11 protein-coding genes are annotated in these 13,162 nt (G+C 70.7%); 7 read left to right on the top strand and 4 right to left on the bottom strand.

Annotated features, from left to right (window positions below):
* Window positions 1-51 precede the first annotated feature (51 nt).
* The 7 genes from WS92_RS07820 to ileS all read left to right on the top strand — a co-directional run bounded on the left by WS92_RS07820 (window position 52) and on the right by ileS (window position 8,699).
* Complete coding sequence (locus WS92_RS07820; RefSeq protein ID WP_006027024.1) at window positions 52-1,041, top strand: methyltransferase; 990 nt, start codon at window positions 52-54, stop codon at window positions 1,039-1,041.
* Window positions 1,042-1,096: 55 nt separating this feature from the next.
* Window positions 1,097-1,900, top strand: a complete 804-nt coding sequence (locus tag WS92_RS07825; protein ID WP_009915228.1) for a hypothetical protein — start codon at window positions 1,097-1,099, stop codon at window positions 1,898-1,900.
* Window positions 1,901-1,960: 60 nt separating this feature from the next.
* Complete coding sequence (locus tag WS92_RS07830) at window positions 1,961-2,257, top strand: DUF1330 domain-containing protein (protein WP_006027026.1); 297 nt, start codon at window positions 1,961-1,963, stop codon at window positions 2,255-2,257.
* A 63-nt stretch (window positions 2,258-2,320) separates the two neighbouring features.
* Window positions 2,321-3,814 (top strand): FAD-linked oxidase C-terminal domain-containing protein, encoded by a 1,494-nt coding sequence (locus WS92_RS07835; protein WP_059932852.1) that lies wholly within the window; start codon window positions 2,321-2,323, stop codon window positions 3,812-3,814.
* 328 nt (window positions 3,815-4,142) lie between these two features.
* Window positions 4,143-4,862 (top strand): alanyl-tRNA editing protein, encoded by a 720-nt coding sequence (locus tag WS92_RS07840; protein ID WP_006027028.1) that lies wholly within the window; start codon window positions 4,143-4,145, stop codon window positions 4,860-4,862.
* Window positions 4,859-5,797 (top strand): DMT family transporter, encoded by a 939-nt coding sequence (locus WS92_RS07845; RefSeq protein ID WP_059932850.1) that lies wholly within the window; start codon window positions 4,859-4,861, stop codon window positions 5,795-5,797. Before WS92_RS07840 ends, WS92_RS07845 begins: the two co-directional genes overlap by 4 nt.
* An 82-nt stretch (window positions 5,798-5,879) precedes the next feature.
* A complete protein-coding gene (ileS, locus tag WS92_RS07850) occupies window positions 5,880-8,699 on the top strand; it encodes an isoleucine--tRNA ligase (protein ID WP_059932848.1) in 2,820 nt (939 codons plus the stop codon).
* A gap of 137 nt (window positions 8,700-8,836) precedes the next feature.
* Here ileS and WS92_RS07855 read toward each other — a convergent pair whose 3' ends face one another.
* The 4 genes from WS92_RS07855 to WS92_RS07870 are packed head-to-tail and all read right to left on the bottom strand — an operon-like array spanning window position 8,837 to window position 13,157.
* Window positions 8,837-10,255 (bottom strand): M20 family metallopeptidase, encoded by a 1,419-nt coding sequence (locus tag WS92_RS07855; RefSeq protein WP_061083824.1) that lies wholly within the window; start codon window positions 10,253-10,255, stop codon window positions 8,837-8,839.
* 23 nt (window positions 10,256-10,278) lie between these two features.
* On the bottom strand, window positions 10,279-11,238 hold the full coding sequence (locus WS92_RS07860) for an ATP-binding cassette domain-containing protein (protein ID WP_059932844.1): 960 nt from the start codon (window positions 11,236-11,238) through the stop codon (window positions 10,279-10,281).
* On the bottom strand, window positions 11,235-12,224 hold the full coding sequence (locus WS92_RS07865) for an ABC transporter ATP-binding protein (RefSeq protein ID WP_006027033.1): 990 nt from the start codon (window positions 12,222-12,224) through the stop codon (window positions 11,235-11,237). Before WS92_RS07865 ends, WS92_RS07860 begins: the two co-directional genes overlap by 4 nt.
* A gap of 24 nt (window positions 12,225-12,248) precedes the next feature.
* Window positions 12,249-13,157 carry an ABC transporter permease gene (locus WS92_RS07870; RefSeq protein ID WP_059932842.1) on the bottom strand — a complete coding sequence of 303 codons (909 nt, stop codon included), beginning with the start codon at window positions 13,155-13,157 and terminating at the stop codon, window positions 12,249-12,251.
* Window positions 13,158-13,162: the final 5 nt, after the last annotated feature.

The raw sequence follows: 13,162 nt of genomic DNA on the forward strand, positions 1-13,162 counted from the left end.
ATAGTTTTGCGTCGAAGGTTGCCGCATTTTAAAACTCGAAAAGGGGTTGCCATGCAAAACGTCGATCGTCCGACTGGTTCTTCGCTCGCAGGTGCCGCCATTCTGCTGGAGATCGGCTCCGCATACGGAGTCGTCGATTTCATCCGGCATTCGAAGGGTTTCGACGTGGCCGCGCTCGCCGAGCGCAGCGGAATTGACCGGCCGGTGATCGCCGAATATGTCGACGCGATGCGCGAGGCCGGGCTCCTGAGTCTCGCGAAATCGGGCGAGCGGGACATCTATCGGCCGGCCGACGATTTTCCCGACGTCGTCAACGACGTCGGCTACCTGTCGTGGGCGCTCCTCGCGTGCGCGCCGCTGATCCTCAATGCGCGCGAATTCGCCGCCGACAACGCGCTCGCGCAGGCGCGCCATCCGCGCGACGGCGGGCTCGTCGCGCGCACGTCGAAATGGATGGGCGAACTGTCGTTCTATCCGCAGCCCGAGCGCGCGATCCTGAAGCTGCGGCCGAAGAAGATCGTCGACCTGGGCTCCGGCTCGGGCGGCTTCCTGATCCGGATGCTGCATCAGCTCGACGGCGCGCGCGGCGTCGGCGTCGATCTCAGCGCGACGGCGACCGAGCAGGCGAAGCAGGCGGCCGAAGCGAACGGCTTCGCCGGGCGGCTCGAATTCCTGCATCGGCCGATCCAGTCGCTGATCGACGATCCGACGCCGCTCAAGGGCGCGGACGTCGTGCACGCGGGCTTCGTGATGCACGACCTGCTGCCCGCCGAGGAGCGCACGCTCGACGCGCTGCTCGAAACGTGCCGCGAGCACGCGTCGAGCGGCACCGTCGTGATCGTCGACGCGGTGCCGCTCGCGCCGGACCAATGGGAGCGTTCGTTCGCCGCGGCCTTCAATCACCTGCACCGCAACTTCATGTCGCGCCGGCTGCTGAGCGAGACCGAGTGGCGGGAGAAGTTCGAGAAGGCGGGTTTCGGAAACGTCGCCGTAGAAACGCTCGGCCACCCCGGTGGCCGGATGATTCTGGGGAGCGCTTAGGAGGAGATGTTCTTCGTTGTCTTGGGCCGATGTAGTTACTTCCGAGGAGTGTGTCATGCCGATCACTGTCGATGAACTGGTTCAGAAAGTCAAAAGCCATCGCTGTTATACCCACCCGGTGTTCATGAACTGGGCGAAGGTCGATCCCGAGCCGAAAGTCGTCGGGGCGCTGTTCCATCAGATCCAGAATTTCTGCGCGTCGACGCGGCCGGGCTGGAATTTCCCGCAGGCGCTCGCCGATCACGGGCTGCAGAAGCAGAGCGAGCTGATGAACGAAATTGTCGACAGCGAATCGGGACACGGCCCCGAGCTCGCGACGATGGCGGGCTACATCGTCAATCGCGCGGCGGGCAGCGCGGTGATTCCGGATCTGTACGATCAGGCGGCCGTCGAGGGCGTGCTCAAGCACTATTCGGACGAACTGCTCGGCTCGCTGCCCGGCTACGACGACGAGACCGGCCTCACGACGCAGGTGCGCCGCGCGATCAGCGTGTTCGAGCGCCGCAAGCTCGTCGACGTCGAATCGACGTACCGCAATCTCGGCACCGCGCTCGCGCTCGAAATGATCTCGAATCGCCAACTGATCCCGGGCGAGAAGCACTGCCTCGTCGACAGCGGGCTGTACGACGCGACGCTCGAGGTGCCGGAGATGCACTACCTGCTCGAGCACTGGGGCGAGGTCGGCGCCGAGCAGCAGCACGAGGAGAACGCGCGCGCCGCGGTGAAGCCCGCGCTCGAGTCCGAGCATGCGGCGCTCGTGATCGAAGGCGCGGAGGAGTTCCTGAACGCGCTTGCGAGCGTGTGGGATCTGCTCGATGCGTCGCTGCTGGAATCGGGCTACGTGAAGAAGGCGGCGTGACGATGCCGGGCACGGCGCCGCGAGGCGCCGTCTTCCCCATTCTTGCAGTGCGAGGAAACCATGACGGCATATCTGCTGGGCAGGATGGCGATCAGCGACCCGTCGAAGTACGCGCGTTACAAGGCGCTGACGCCCGACATCATCGCGCGCTTCGGCGGCCGGTTCCTGACGCGCGGCGGCGACAAGCTGACGCTCGAAGGGCCCGCCGACGAGCGTCGGATCGTGCTCGTCGAGTTCGCGGATGCGGACGCGGCGGCGCGCTTCTATCACTCGGCCGATTACCAGCATGCGAAGTCGCTGCGCGAGGGGGCGGCCGACATGCAGTTGATGATCGTCGGCGGCTTCGAGCAGAAATGACGGCCGGCTCGGGCCGCCCGCCCGCCGCGGCGCGCGGGCGCGATCGACGAACGGAGGTGACGCATGCGCGACGTGACCAATGACGAACAGCGATCCGGCGGATGGGGGACGTTTCCCGTGGGCGCGCCGCCCGACGGCGACGCCCCCGCCGCATTCGCGACGCCGGAGACGGTCGGGCGCTGCGTCGACGAGTTGCGCACGGTCGTCGGCGAGCGGCTCGTCGTCGGGCGCGCGGTGCGCGAGCAGCACGGCAAGGACATTTCGTTCCATCCGGGCGCGCCGCCCGACGCCGTCGCGTTCGTCCAGTCGACGGCCGAGGTCGCCGCGATCACGCGCGTGTGCCACCGGCTGCGCGTGCCGCTGATTCCGTTCGGCACCGGCACGTCGTGCGAGGGGCACATCGCCGCGCTGCGCGGCGGCGTGTGCATCGATCTGTCCGGCATGAACCGGATTCTGCGCGTGAGCACCGAGGATCTCGACTGCACGGTCGAGGCGGGCGTGACGCGCAAGCAGCTCAATGCGCATCTGCACGACACGGGGCTGTTCTTCCCGATCGATCCGGGCGCGGACGCGTCGATCGGCGGCATGTGCTCGACGCGCGCGTCCGGCACGAACGCGGTCCGCTACGGGACGATGCGCGAGAGCGTGCTCGCGCTCGAAGTCGTGCTGCCGAACGGCGACGTGACGTCGGTTGGCTCGCGTGCGCGCAAGTCGGCGGCGGGCTACGATCTCGCGCGCCTGTTCGTCGGCGCGGAAGGCACGCTCGGCACGATCACGGGCGTCACGCTGCGGCTGCATCCGCGGCCGGACCAGGTGTCGGCCGCGGTGTGCGGCTTTGCCGACCTGAAGGCCGCGGTCGACTCGGTGATCGCGATCATCCAGAGCGGCGTGCCGATCGCGCGCGTCGAACTGCTCGACGCGATGCAGATTGCCGCGTGCAACCGCTATTCGAAGCTGAACCTTCAGGAGCGGCCGACGCTCTTTTTCGAGTTCGCGGGCTTCGGCGCCGCCGTCGACGAGCAGATCGGCTGGGTCGGCGAGATTTGCGCGGGCCACGGCGGCAGCGAATTCCGCTGGGCGTCGCGGCCGGAGGAGCGCAGCGCACTGTGGGCGGCGCGGCACGACGTCTGGTGGGCGACGCTCGCGCTGCGACCCGGCTGCGAAGGGATGCCGACCGATTCGTGCGTGCCCGTGTCGCGGCTCGCGGAGGCGGTGCTCGCCGCGCGCGCGGACGTCGACGCGCTCGGCCTCGTCGCGACGATCTGCGGGCACGTCGGCGACGGCAATTTCCATGTTTGCATCGTGATCGATCCGGCCGACGCGGACGAGCTCGCGCGCGCGACGGAGCTGAACCGGCGGCTCGCGCTGCGCGCGATCGCGCTCGGCGGCACCTGCACGGGCGAGCACGGCGTCGGCTACGGGAAGATCGGCTATCTGGAGCGCGAGCATTCGACGTCGCTGCAGTTGATGGCGGCCGTCAAGCGGGCGCTCGATCCGAGGGGCATCATGAATCCGGGCAAGGTGCTGCACCACGACCGTTATCCGCCGTTCGACTGAATTCTGGACAGCGCGCGGGCGGGGCGAGCGGCCGATCTGGCCGTGCGCGGCCCGACCCGGCGGGCCGGCCGCCGAACGAACGCGGCGCCACGTGCGCCGCGACGATCGGGCCGGCGTGCGCCGCGCGGTGCGCGACCCGTCGCCCGCGGCTCGCGCGTCCGCTTACCGGCCGTGCGCGACCGGCTCTGCGCAGCCGCCCCTCCTATCGACCATCCGCCACCGGCCACCGGCCGCGCCGGCGCAAGGCGGGCGGCGATCGGCATCAAATTTTCGCCAATAAGCTCGCTGCGACTTCTGACATCTTTCATTCATCAGCCAGGTGGAGCTTATGAATCGATTGTTCTGTCAAGACGACCCCGACACGCTGCTGCTGGCGGGCACGGTGGTCGACACGCGGCCGGGCGCGGTGCGCCTGTCTCAGCATCCGTTCTATCCGGGGGGCGGCGGCCAGTTGCCCGATCTCGGCACGGTCCAATGGGAAGGCGGCGTCGAGACCGTCACCGGTTTCAGCGAGGACGAAGGCGGGCTCTGGATCGAGCTCGCGAATGGCGTCGAGATCGTCGGTCACGTGCAGTCGAGCGTCGACGCCGCGTTCCGCCGCTCGATGCGCGAGCTGCACACCGATCTGCACGTGCTCAACGCGCTCGTCTATCGCGATTTCGACGGCGCGCTCGTGACGGGCGTTCAGATGAACGCCGACCGCACCGCGCGCATCGACTTCGATCTGCCCGACGCCGACAACGATCGCCTGCGCGCGCTGGAGGCCGAATTGAACGACGTCGTGCATCGCGATCTGCCGGTGCGCACGCGCTACGTGCCGCTCGCCGACGCGCAGCAGGAAAGCGGGCTCCTGCGCTCGCGCTCGGTCGCGCCGCCGCCGACGGCGGACGGGCTCGTGCGGATCGTCGAGATCGACGGCCTCGACAGCCAGGCGTGCGGCGGCACGCATCTCGCGTCGACGGGCGGCTCGAGTCCGGTCCGGATACTGAAGATCGAAAACAAGGGCCGCTCGAACCGCCGCGTGCGGCTCGGGCTGGAGCCGAGATGACGCAGCGCCTCTTCGCCGCGGTGTGGCGGCGGCCGGTATGGCTGCTGTGGGTGCCGCCCGCGTTCTGGGCCGGCAACGTCGTGCTCGGCCGCGCGTTCAGCACGAGCTTTCCGCCCGTCTCGCTCGCGGTCGGCCGCTGGCTCGTCGCGCTCGTCGCGCTCGCGCCGTTCGTGTGGCGCGACGTGCTCCGCGAGCGGCAACTGCTGCTTCGGCACTGGAAGCTGATCTGGGCGTGCGGCGCGCTCGGGATCGCCGGCTACAACGCGCTCGCGTACGTCGCGCTGCGCTCGGTGCCGGCCGCGAGCGTCGCGTTCCTGAACTCGACGCTGCCGCTGATGGTGCCGCTCGCCGCGGCGCTCCTCGGCGTCGAGCGGATCACGTCGCGCGCGATCGCCGGCATCGTCGTGTCGTTCGGCGGCGTCGCGTGGATCGTCGCGCGCGGCCATTGGGAAGATCTCGTCGCGCTGCGCTTCGATCACGGCGAGCTCATCGTGATCCTCGCGACGGCCAACTACGCGATCTATTCGGTGCTGCTGCGGCGCAAGCCCGCGGCGATCAGCCCGCTCGCGTTCCTGACCGCGACGATGGCCACCGGGCTCGCGGTGCTCGCGCCGTTCTGGGTGCTGGAGCTCGCTAGCGGCGCGCGCATTCCGTTCGATCCGAAATCGATCGGCGCGGTGCTCTATATCGGCGTGTTCGCGTCGCTGATCGCATTCATCCTGTGGGGCCATTGCGTGCAGGTGCTCGGCGCGACGGTGACGGGCGTGTCGTTCCATCTCGTCGCGCTGTTCACCGCGGTGCTCGCCGCGATGACGCTCGGCGAGCCGGTCCATTCGTATCACCTCGTCGGCATCGCGCTGATCCTGTTCGGCTTCTTCGTCGCGACCCGCTCGGCGCCGGGCGTTCGCTCCGCCCCGAACGCACGTTCGCTGTGACCCGGCCGGGCCGCGGCGGCCCGGATGCCTTTTCGGCGGACGCAATCGGGCGTCCGCCTGTTCGCGTGCCTCGGAGGGGCCGATGTCCGAATACAAGGAAACGCTGAACCTGTTGCAGACGCCTTTTCCGATGAAGGGCGACCTGCCGCGCCGCGAGCCCGCGCTCGTCGAGCGCTGGGCGGCGCAGCGCGTCTACGCGCGGATGCGCGCGGCGGCGGCGGGGCGGCCGCCGTTCGTGCTGCACGACGGGCCGCCGTATGCGAACGGCGACATCCACATCGGGCACGCGGTCAACAAGGTACTGAAGGACATCGTGCTGAAGAGCCGCTTTCACGCGGGCTACGACGCGCAATGGATTCCCGGCTGGGACTGCCACGGGATGCCGATCGAGCACCGGATCGAGCAGCAGAACGGCCGCGGCCTGCCGGCGGAAACCGTGCAGCGGCTCTGCCGCGAATACGCGTTCGAGCAGACCGAGCGGCAGCAGCGCGATTTCCTGCGGCTCGGCCTGCTCGGCGATTGGCCGCACGCGTTTCGGACGATGGACTTCCGCACCGAGGCGAACGAGCTGCGCTTTCTCGAGCGCATACGCGGGCGCGGGCTGCTGTATCGCGGGCAGAAGCCGGTGAACTGGTGCGTCGATTGCCAGTCGGCGCTCGCGGAGGCCGAGCTCGAATACGCGCAGAAGACCTCGATCGCGATTCACGCCGGGCTGCGCGTGCGCGATCCGGTCGATTTCGCATCGCGCTTTCGCTGCCATCCGGTCGCGGACAAGCCGGCGATGCTCGTCGTGTGGACGACCACGCCGTGGACGCTCCCCGGCAACGCGGCGGCCGGCGTGCGCGCCGATGCGCCTTACGGGCTGTACGACACGCCCGAGGCGCTCTTCGTCGTCGCGCAGCCGTTGGGCGACGCGCTGTTCGCGTCGCTCGGCATCGGTTACGAGCTGTGCGCGCTCGCGCAGGGGCGCGATCTCGTCGGCCTCGCGCTCGGGCAGCCGTTCTTCGCCGGGCGCGACGTGCCTGTCGTCGCGGCCGAGTTCGTCACGCTCGACGCGGGCACGGGCATCGTCCATCTCGCGCCCGCGCACGGCGCCGAGGACGCCGAGCTGTGCCGCCGGCTCGGCATGACGGGCGAGAACGTCGTGGACGGCGCGGGCCGGTTCGTCGCCGATCTGCCCGAGATCGGCGGACTGGCGCTCGACGAAGGCGTCGCGCGCATCGTCGCGAAGCTGCGCTCGGACGGCGCGCTCGTGCGCGAGACGGCGTTCGAGCACGCGTATCCGCACTGCTGGCGGCACAAGACGCCGATCCTGTTCCGCTCGACGCCGCAATGGTTCATCGGCATGGACATCGGGGCTGGAGGGGGCGCGGAGGAAGCGGAGGAAGCGGAGCAATCGGGGCCTGCCAGGACGCTGCGCGAGACCGCGCGCGACGCGATCGCCGACGTGCCGTTCTATCCGCCGTCCGCGCGGCAGCGGATGGAGGCGATGATCGACGGCCGGCCCGACTGGTGCGTGTCGCGGCAGCGGACCTGGGGCGTGCCGCTGCCGTACTTCGTCAGGCGCAGCGACCGGTCGCTGCACCCGCAGACCGCGCGGCTCGTCGAGGAAGTGGCCGCGCGCGTCGAGCGCGACGGCATCGCCGCATGGACGCGGCTGCGGCCGGCCGAGCTCGGCGTCGACGAGAACGAATACGAAAAACTGTCCGACACGCTCGACGTCTGGTTCGACTCCGGTTCGATCCACGTCACCGTCTATCGCGACGCGGCGCGCCCGGACGCGGGCGGCTATCCGGCGGACCTGTATCTGGAAGGCGCGGACCAGCATCGCGGCTGGTTCGGCTCGTCGCTGATGACGGGGTGCGCGGCGGACGGCCGCGCGCCGTTCCGCGCGATCCTCACGCACGGCTTCGTCGTCGACGGCGCGGGGCGCAAGATGAGCAAGTCGCTCGGCAACACGGTGAGCCCGCAGCAGATCGCGAGCACGCGCGGCGCGGACATCCTGCGCCTGTGGATCGCGAGCACCGACTACGCGGCCGAGATGTCGATCTCCGACGAGATCCTCGAGCGCGTCGTGGAGACGTACCGGCGCATCCGCAACACGTTGCGCTTCCTGCTGCAGAACGTCGCCGATTTCGATCCGGACGACGACTCGGTTTCCGCCGAGCGTCTCCTCGACGTCGACCGTTACGCGCTCGCGCGCTGCCGCGAGTTCGTCGACGCGTGCCGCAGCGCGTATGCGCGCTACGACTTCCTCGCGGTGACGCGGCTCGCGCACGGCTATTGCGCGGAAGAGCTCGGCGGCTTCTATCTCGATGCGCTGAAGGACCGGCTGTATGCGAGCGTCGCCGACGGCGTCGAGCGGCGCTCCGCGCAGACCGCGCTGCGCAGCGTGCTCGCGAACCTGCTGATCTCGATCGCGCCGATCCTGAGCTTCACGGCCGAGGAGGCGTGGGCGGTGCTCGCGGGCGGCGAGGGCGAGCGCGACAGCGTGTTCCTGCAGACGTGGGACGAGCACGCGCCGCCGCCGCTCGACGATCGCGCGGTGCTCGCGCGCTGGGCGCACGTGCGCGCGCTGCGGCCGCACGTGACGAAGGCGCTCGAGGAGGCGCGCGGCGCGGCGCTCATCGGGCGCTCGACCGAGGCGGACATCGTCATTCGCGCGCCGCGCGACGTGCTCGATGCGCTGGCGCCGCTGCGCGGCGAGCTGGCCGCGGTCTTCATCGTCGCGGGCGTGACGCTCGCGACGGCCGACGAGATCGCGGTGGCGGTCGCGCGCACAAGTCTCGCGCGCTGCGGGCGCTGCTGGCGGCACGAGCCGACGGTCGACGCGCACGCGGGCGACGACGCGCTCTGCGAACGCTGCCGGCATGCGTTGTCGCGGCGGGTGCTCGCCTGTTAGCGACGATTCGGCTCGATCGGCGCCAATCGTAGCCAATCGTAGCCAATCGTAGCCAATCGGCCCGGGCGCCGCCGCATGCGCGTTCGGCGCGCCGACGCGGGCCGTCCACCCGCGTCGTCCGTCCGCCGCCGCGCCGCTCAAGCCGCGCGGGCGCGCCGCGCTTCCCGCACCGCGTGGCCCTCTTCGGCGAGATCCCAGAACAGCCCAGCCATGATCTGCAGCGACTGCCGCGCGACGCTGCCGAGCAGATGCTCGTTCGGCGCGTGCTGCGAGCACGCCGCATACGAATGCGGAATCCACAGCGTCGGCAGCCCGAGCGTCTCGGCGAACACGTCGTTCGGCAGCGAGCCGCCGAGGTTCGGCAGCAGCGCCGGCGCGCCGCCCGTCGTCGCCTCGATCGACGCGAGGCCCCAGCGCACCCACGGATCGTCCGGGTCGAGCCGCGTCGCTTCCATCCGCGTGCCGCGCTCGGCAATCTCGATGTCCGCAAAGCCGTGCGCGTCGAGGTGCGCGCGCAGCCGGTTCAGCAGGTTCGGCGCGTCGCTGCCGACGACGTAGCGCAACTGGCAATGCGCGAGCGCATGGCCCGGAATCGCGTTGACGGGCGCATCCGGGTTGCCGGTCCGGAACGCGAGGATCTCGAGCGCATTCCATGCGAGCACGCGCTCGATCGGCGTCAAGCCCGGCTCGCCCCAGTCGCGGTCGATTGCCGGGTCGCTCGGCCCGCCGCCGACGTCGAGCGTGCGCAGCGCGTCGCGCACCGGCTGCGGCACGCCGCCAGGCCGCCAGCCGTCGACGAGGATCCGGCCGCGCGCGTCGACCATCGTCGCGAGCGCGTTCGCGAGCCGGATGCCGGGGCTGCGCAGCAGGCCGCCCCAGTTGCCCGAATGGTGGCCGCCGTCGCGCAGCGCGATCGACAGCGTGAAGTTCAGGTTGCCGCGCGAGCCGAGGAACATGGTAGGCCGCGACGCGGCGACGCGCGGCCCGTCCGACGCGATGAAGAGGTCGGCCGCGAGCGCGTCGCGATGCGCGGCGCAGACCTGCGCGAGGCCGGGCGAGCCCGTCTCCTCGCCCATTTCGATGATCGCCTTCACGTTGTAGCCGAGGCGGCCGCCGCGCGCGTCGATCACCTGCGCGAGCGCGGCCAGGTTGATCGTGTGCTGGCCCTTGTTGTCGGCGGTGCCGCGGCCGTACCAGCGGTCGCCGTCGACGACGATCCGCCACGGCTCGAGCCCCGCGCGCCACTGCGCGTCGTGGCCGGGCACGACGTCGCCGTGGCCATACGTGAGCACCGTCAGCGCATCCGGGTCTTCGATCCGCTCGGCGATCAGGAACGGGCTGCCGCCTTCGATCGGGCTGTCGACGATCGTCGACGCGAAGCCGAGCGCGGCGAGCGACGGCGCGATGTGCTCGGTCAGGTACGCATAGAGTTGCGGCCGCGACGACGCGAGCTGGCTCTCGGTGCGCACCGCGACGCGCGCGTTCAGCTCGCGCAGGAAGCGGCCGTCGTCGAAGTACGACGCGGCCATGTCGATGGCTCGACTGCGATTCGTCATGTTTGTCTCTCCACGTTGAGGATTCAGGCGGTGCGCCGCGCGCTGCCGTCGTCCGGCGCGGGCGGATCGGGCAGCCCCAGGCCCGGCTCCGGCGTCAGCGCCGATGCGAGCAGCCTGCGCGTGTAAGGGTGGGCCGGCTGCGCGAACACGCGCTCGGCCGCGTCCTGCTCGACGATGCGGCCGCGCTCCATCACCGCGACGCGATCAGCGAGATGCTCGACGACGCCCAGGTCGTGGCTGATGAACAGGTAGCTCAAGCCGAGCTCGGCCTTCAGATCGAGCAGCAGGTTCAGGATCTGCGCCTGCACGGACACGTCGAGCGCGGACGTCGGCTCGTCGCAGACGAGGATGCCGGGGCGCAGGATCAGCGCGCGCGCGATCGCGACGCGCTGCCGCTGGCCGCCCGACAACTGGCCGGGATACTCGCCGTGCGTGCGCTGCGGCATCCCGACGAGATCGAGCATCCGGCGCACTTCGGCGTCCTGTTCGTCGCGCGCGCCGCGCCGGTGCACGCGCAGCGGCATCCCGACGATCTGCGCGACGGTCTTGCGCGGATTCAGCGACGAATACGGGTCCTGGAAGACCGGCTGGATGCGCTGCGCGGTGCGCCGCGCGTCGCGCGGATCGATCGGCCGGCCGTCGATCAGCACGTCGCCCGACGTGGGCGGCAGCAGGCCGAGCAGCATCTTCGCGAGCGTGCTCTTGCCGCAGCCGGATTCGCCGACGAGCGCGAGCGTCTCGCCGCGATGGAGCCGCAGCGACACACGGTCGACCGCGCGCAGCGGCGCCGGCGCGCGGAACAGGCCGCGCTTGAGCGCGAACGTGCGGGTGAGCGCGCGCAGTTCGAGCGCGACGTCGGCGGCGGGCGATGCGGGCTTGAAATCGGGCTTGAAATCGGGCTTGAAATCGGCGTCGACAGGGGCGTCTACGGCGGCGGGCGACATAGTGGACGCGGCGGACGCGGAAAGCGCAGCGGCGTTCATCGGCAGATCTCCTCGCAGGCGGATTCGACGAGCACGCAGCGCGCGCGATGGCCGCCGCCGACGTCGACGAACGCCGGCGCTCGCGCGCAATCGTCGCGCGCGAGCGCGCAGCGGTTGCGGAACGCGCAGCCGTCGATGTCGCCGACGAGCGACGGCACGACGCCGGGAATCGCGTCGAGCCGCGAGCCGGGCCGCGTCTTGCCCCGCACCGGGATGCTGTTCAGCAGTCCGCGCGTGTACGGATGCGTCGGCCGCGCGAACAGTTGCGCGGCGCTCGCGGTCTCGACGACTTCGCCCGCGTACATCACCGCGACACGATCGGCGATCCGCGACACGACGCCGAGATCGTGCGTGATGAACAGCACCGCGGTGCCGAACTCGCGCTGCAGCTCGCGCAGCATCCGCAGGATCTCGGCCTGGATCGTCACGTCGAGCGCGGTCGTCGGCTCGTCGGCGATGATGAGCTCGGGCTCGCACATCAGCGCCATCGCGATCATCACGCGCTGGCGCAGCCCGCCCGAGAGCTGGTGCGGATACTGGCGCAGCCGCTCGGCCGCGTGCGCGACGCCCGCGCGCTCGAGCAGGTGCACCGCGCGCTCGCGCGCCTGCGCGGGCGACACGCGGCGATGCTGGCGCAGCGCCTCGCAGAGCTGGTTGCCGAGCGTGTACGCGGGATTGAGCGACGTCATCGGGTCCTGGAAGATCATCGCGATCCGGCTGCCGCGCAGCGCGCCCATCGCGCGGCGCTCGAGCGACAGCAGATCGACGCCGTCGAACGCGAGCCTGTCCGCGCGCCGCTGCGCGCCGCGCGGCAGCAGGCCCATCAGCGCGAGCGACGTCATCGACTTGCCGCAGCCGGATTCGCCCACCACGCACAGGAGCTCGCCGCGCTCGATGCGCAGGTCGATCCCGCGCACCGCGTGCAGCATGCCGTTCGGGGTCGGCAGATCGACCCGCAGATTGTCGACTTCGAGCAATGCAGCCATCGGGTTTCTCCTTTCGCCGGCCGGTCAGCGGCCTTCGGGCGCGGTGAGGTCGCGAACGCCGTCGCCGACGAGATTGATCGCGAGCACCGTGATCGCGAGCGCCGCGCCCGGAATCAGGATCACCCACGGCTGGAAGAACATGTACGCCTTGCCTTCGGCGATCATCAGCCCCCACGACGGCATCGGCGCGGGCACGCCGAGCCCGAGGAACGACAGCGTCGCCTCGAGCAGGATCGCGTGCGCCATCTCGAGCGTCGCGACGACGATCAGCGCGCCCGCGATGTTCGGCAGCAGCTCGCGCACGAGGATGCAGGGCGTCGACGCGCCGAGCGCCTTCGCGGCCGCGATGAACTCGGCGTCGCGCAACTGCTGCGCGACCGAGCGCGACACGACCGCGAAGCGGTCCCACAGCAGCAGGCCGAGCAGCACGATCACGGTTTTCAGCGATCCGCCGAGCAGCGACGACATCGCGAGCGCGACGAGCACGACGGGCATCGCGAGCCGCGTCGTGATCAGGTAGCTGATCGCCGCGTCGACGCGGCCGCCGAAGTAGCCGGCGAGCACGCCGAGCGTCGTGCCGATCGCGCCCGACAGCGCGGCCGCCGCGACGCCGATCGCGAGCGACACGCGCGCGCCGAACAGCAGGCGGCTCAGGTAGTCGCGGCCGAGCTTGTCGGTGCCGAGCGGGTGGAGCCAACTGCCGCGCGCGGCGTCCCACGCGGGCGGCAGCAGCCGGCGCGCGAGGTCCTGGCCGTACGGATCGTGCGGCGCGAGCCACGGCGCGAAGAGGGCGGCCAGCACGACGAGCGCGACGAGCGCCGCGCCGATCGACAGGCCGCGATGGCCGGCGAGCCGGCGCGCCGCGCGCCGCCACGCGGGGCGGGCGGGTGCGTCGACGCGCAGGGCGGGAAGAGAAGGCGAGCGCGAGGACATGGGCC

Source organism: Burkholderia sp. MSMB1588 (assembly GCF_001546925.1).
Taxonomy (GTDB): domain Bacteria; phylum Pseudomonadota; class Gammaproteobacteria; order Burkholderiales; family Burkholderiaceae; genus Burkholderia; species Burkholderia humptydooensis.

Bases quoted from the DNA above. Each gene is read 5' to 3' on its own strand.
- WS92_RS07835 (WP_059932852.1), top strand. From the start codon at position 2,321: ATGCGCGACGTGACCAATGACGAACAGCGATCCGGCGGATGGGGGACG.
- WS92_RS07845 (WP_059932850.1), top strand. From the start codon at position 4,859: ATGACGCAGCGCCTCTTCGCCGCGGTGTGGCGGCGGCCGGTATGGCTG.
- WS92_RS07870 (WP_059932842.1), bottom strand. From the start codon at position 13,157: ATGTCCTCGCGCTCGCCTTCTCTTCCCGCCCTGCGCGTCGACGCACCC.
- ileS (WP_059932848.1), top strand. From the start codon at position 5,880: ATGTCCGAATACAAGGAAACGCTGAACCTGTTGCAGACGCCTTTTCCG.
- WS92_RS07855 (WP_061083824.1), bottom strand. From the start codon at position 10,255: ATGACGAATCGCAGTCGAGCCATCGACATGGCCGCGTCGTACTTCGAC.
- WS92_RS07820 (WP_006027024.1), top strand. From the start codon at position 52: ATGCAAAACGTCGATCGTCCGACTGGTTCTTCGCTCGCAGGTGCCGCC.
- WS92_RS07860 (WP_059932844.1), bottom strand. From the start codon at position 11,238: ATGAACGCCGCTGCGCTTTCCGCGTCCGCCGCGTCCACTATGTCGCCC.
- WS92_RS07840 (WP_006027028.1), top strand. From the start codon at position 4,143: ATGAATCGATTGTTCTGTCAAGACGACCCCGACACGCTGCTGCTGGCG.
- WS92_RS07825 (WP_009915228.1), top strand. From the start codon at position 1,097: ATGCCGATCACTGTCGATGAACTGGTTCAGAAAGTCAAAAGCCATCGC.
- WS92_RS07865 (WP_006027033.1), bottom strand. From the start codon at position 12,224: ATGGCTGCATTGCTCGAAGTCGACAATCTGCGGGTCGATCTGCCGACC.
- WS92_RS07830 (WP_006027026.1), top strand. From the start codon at position 1,961: ATGACGGCATATCTGCTGGGCAGGATGGCGATCAGCGACCCGTCGAAG.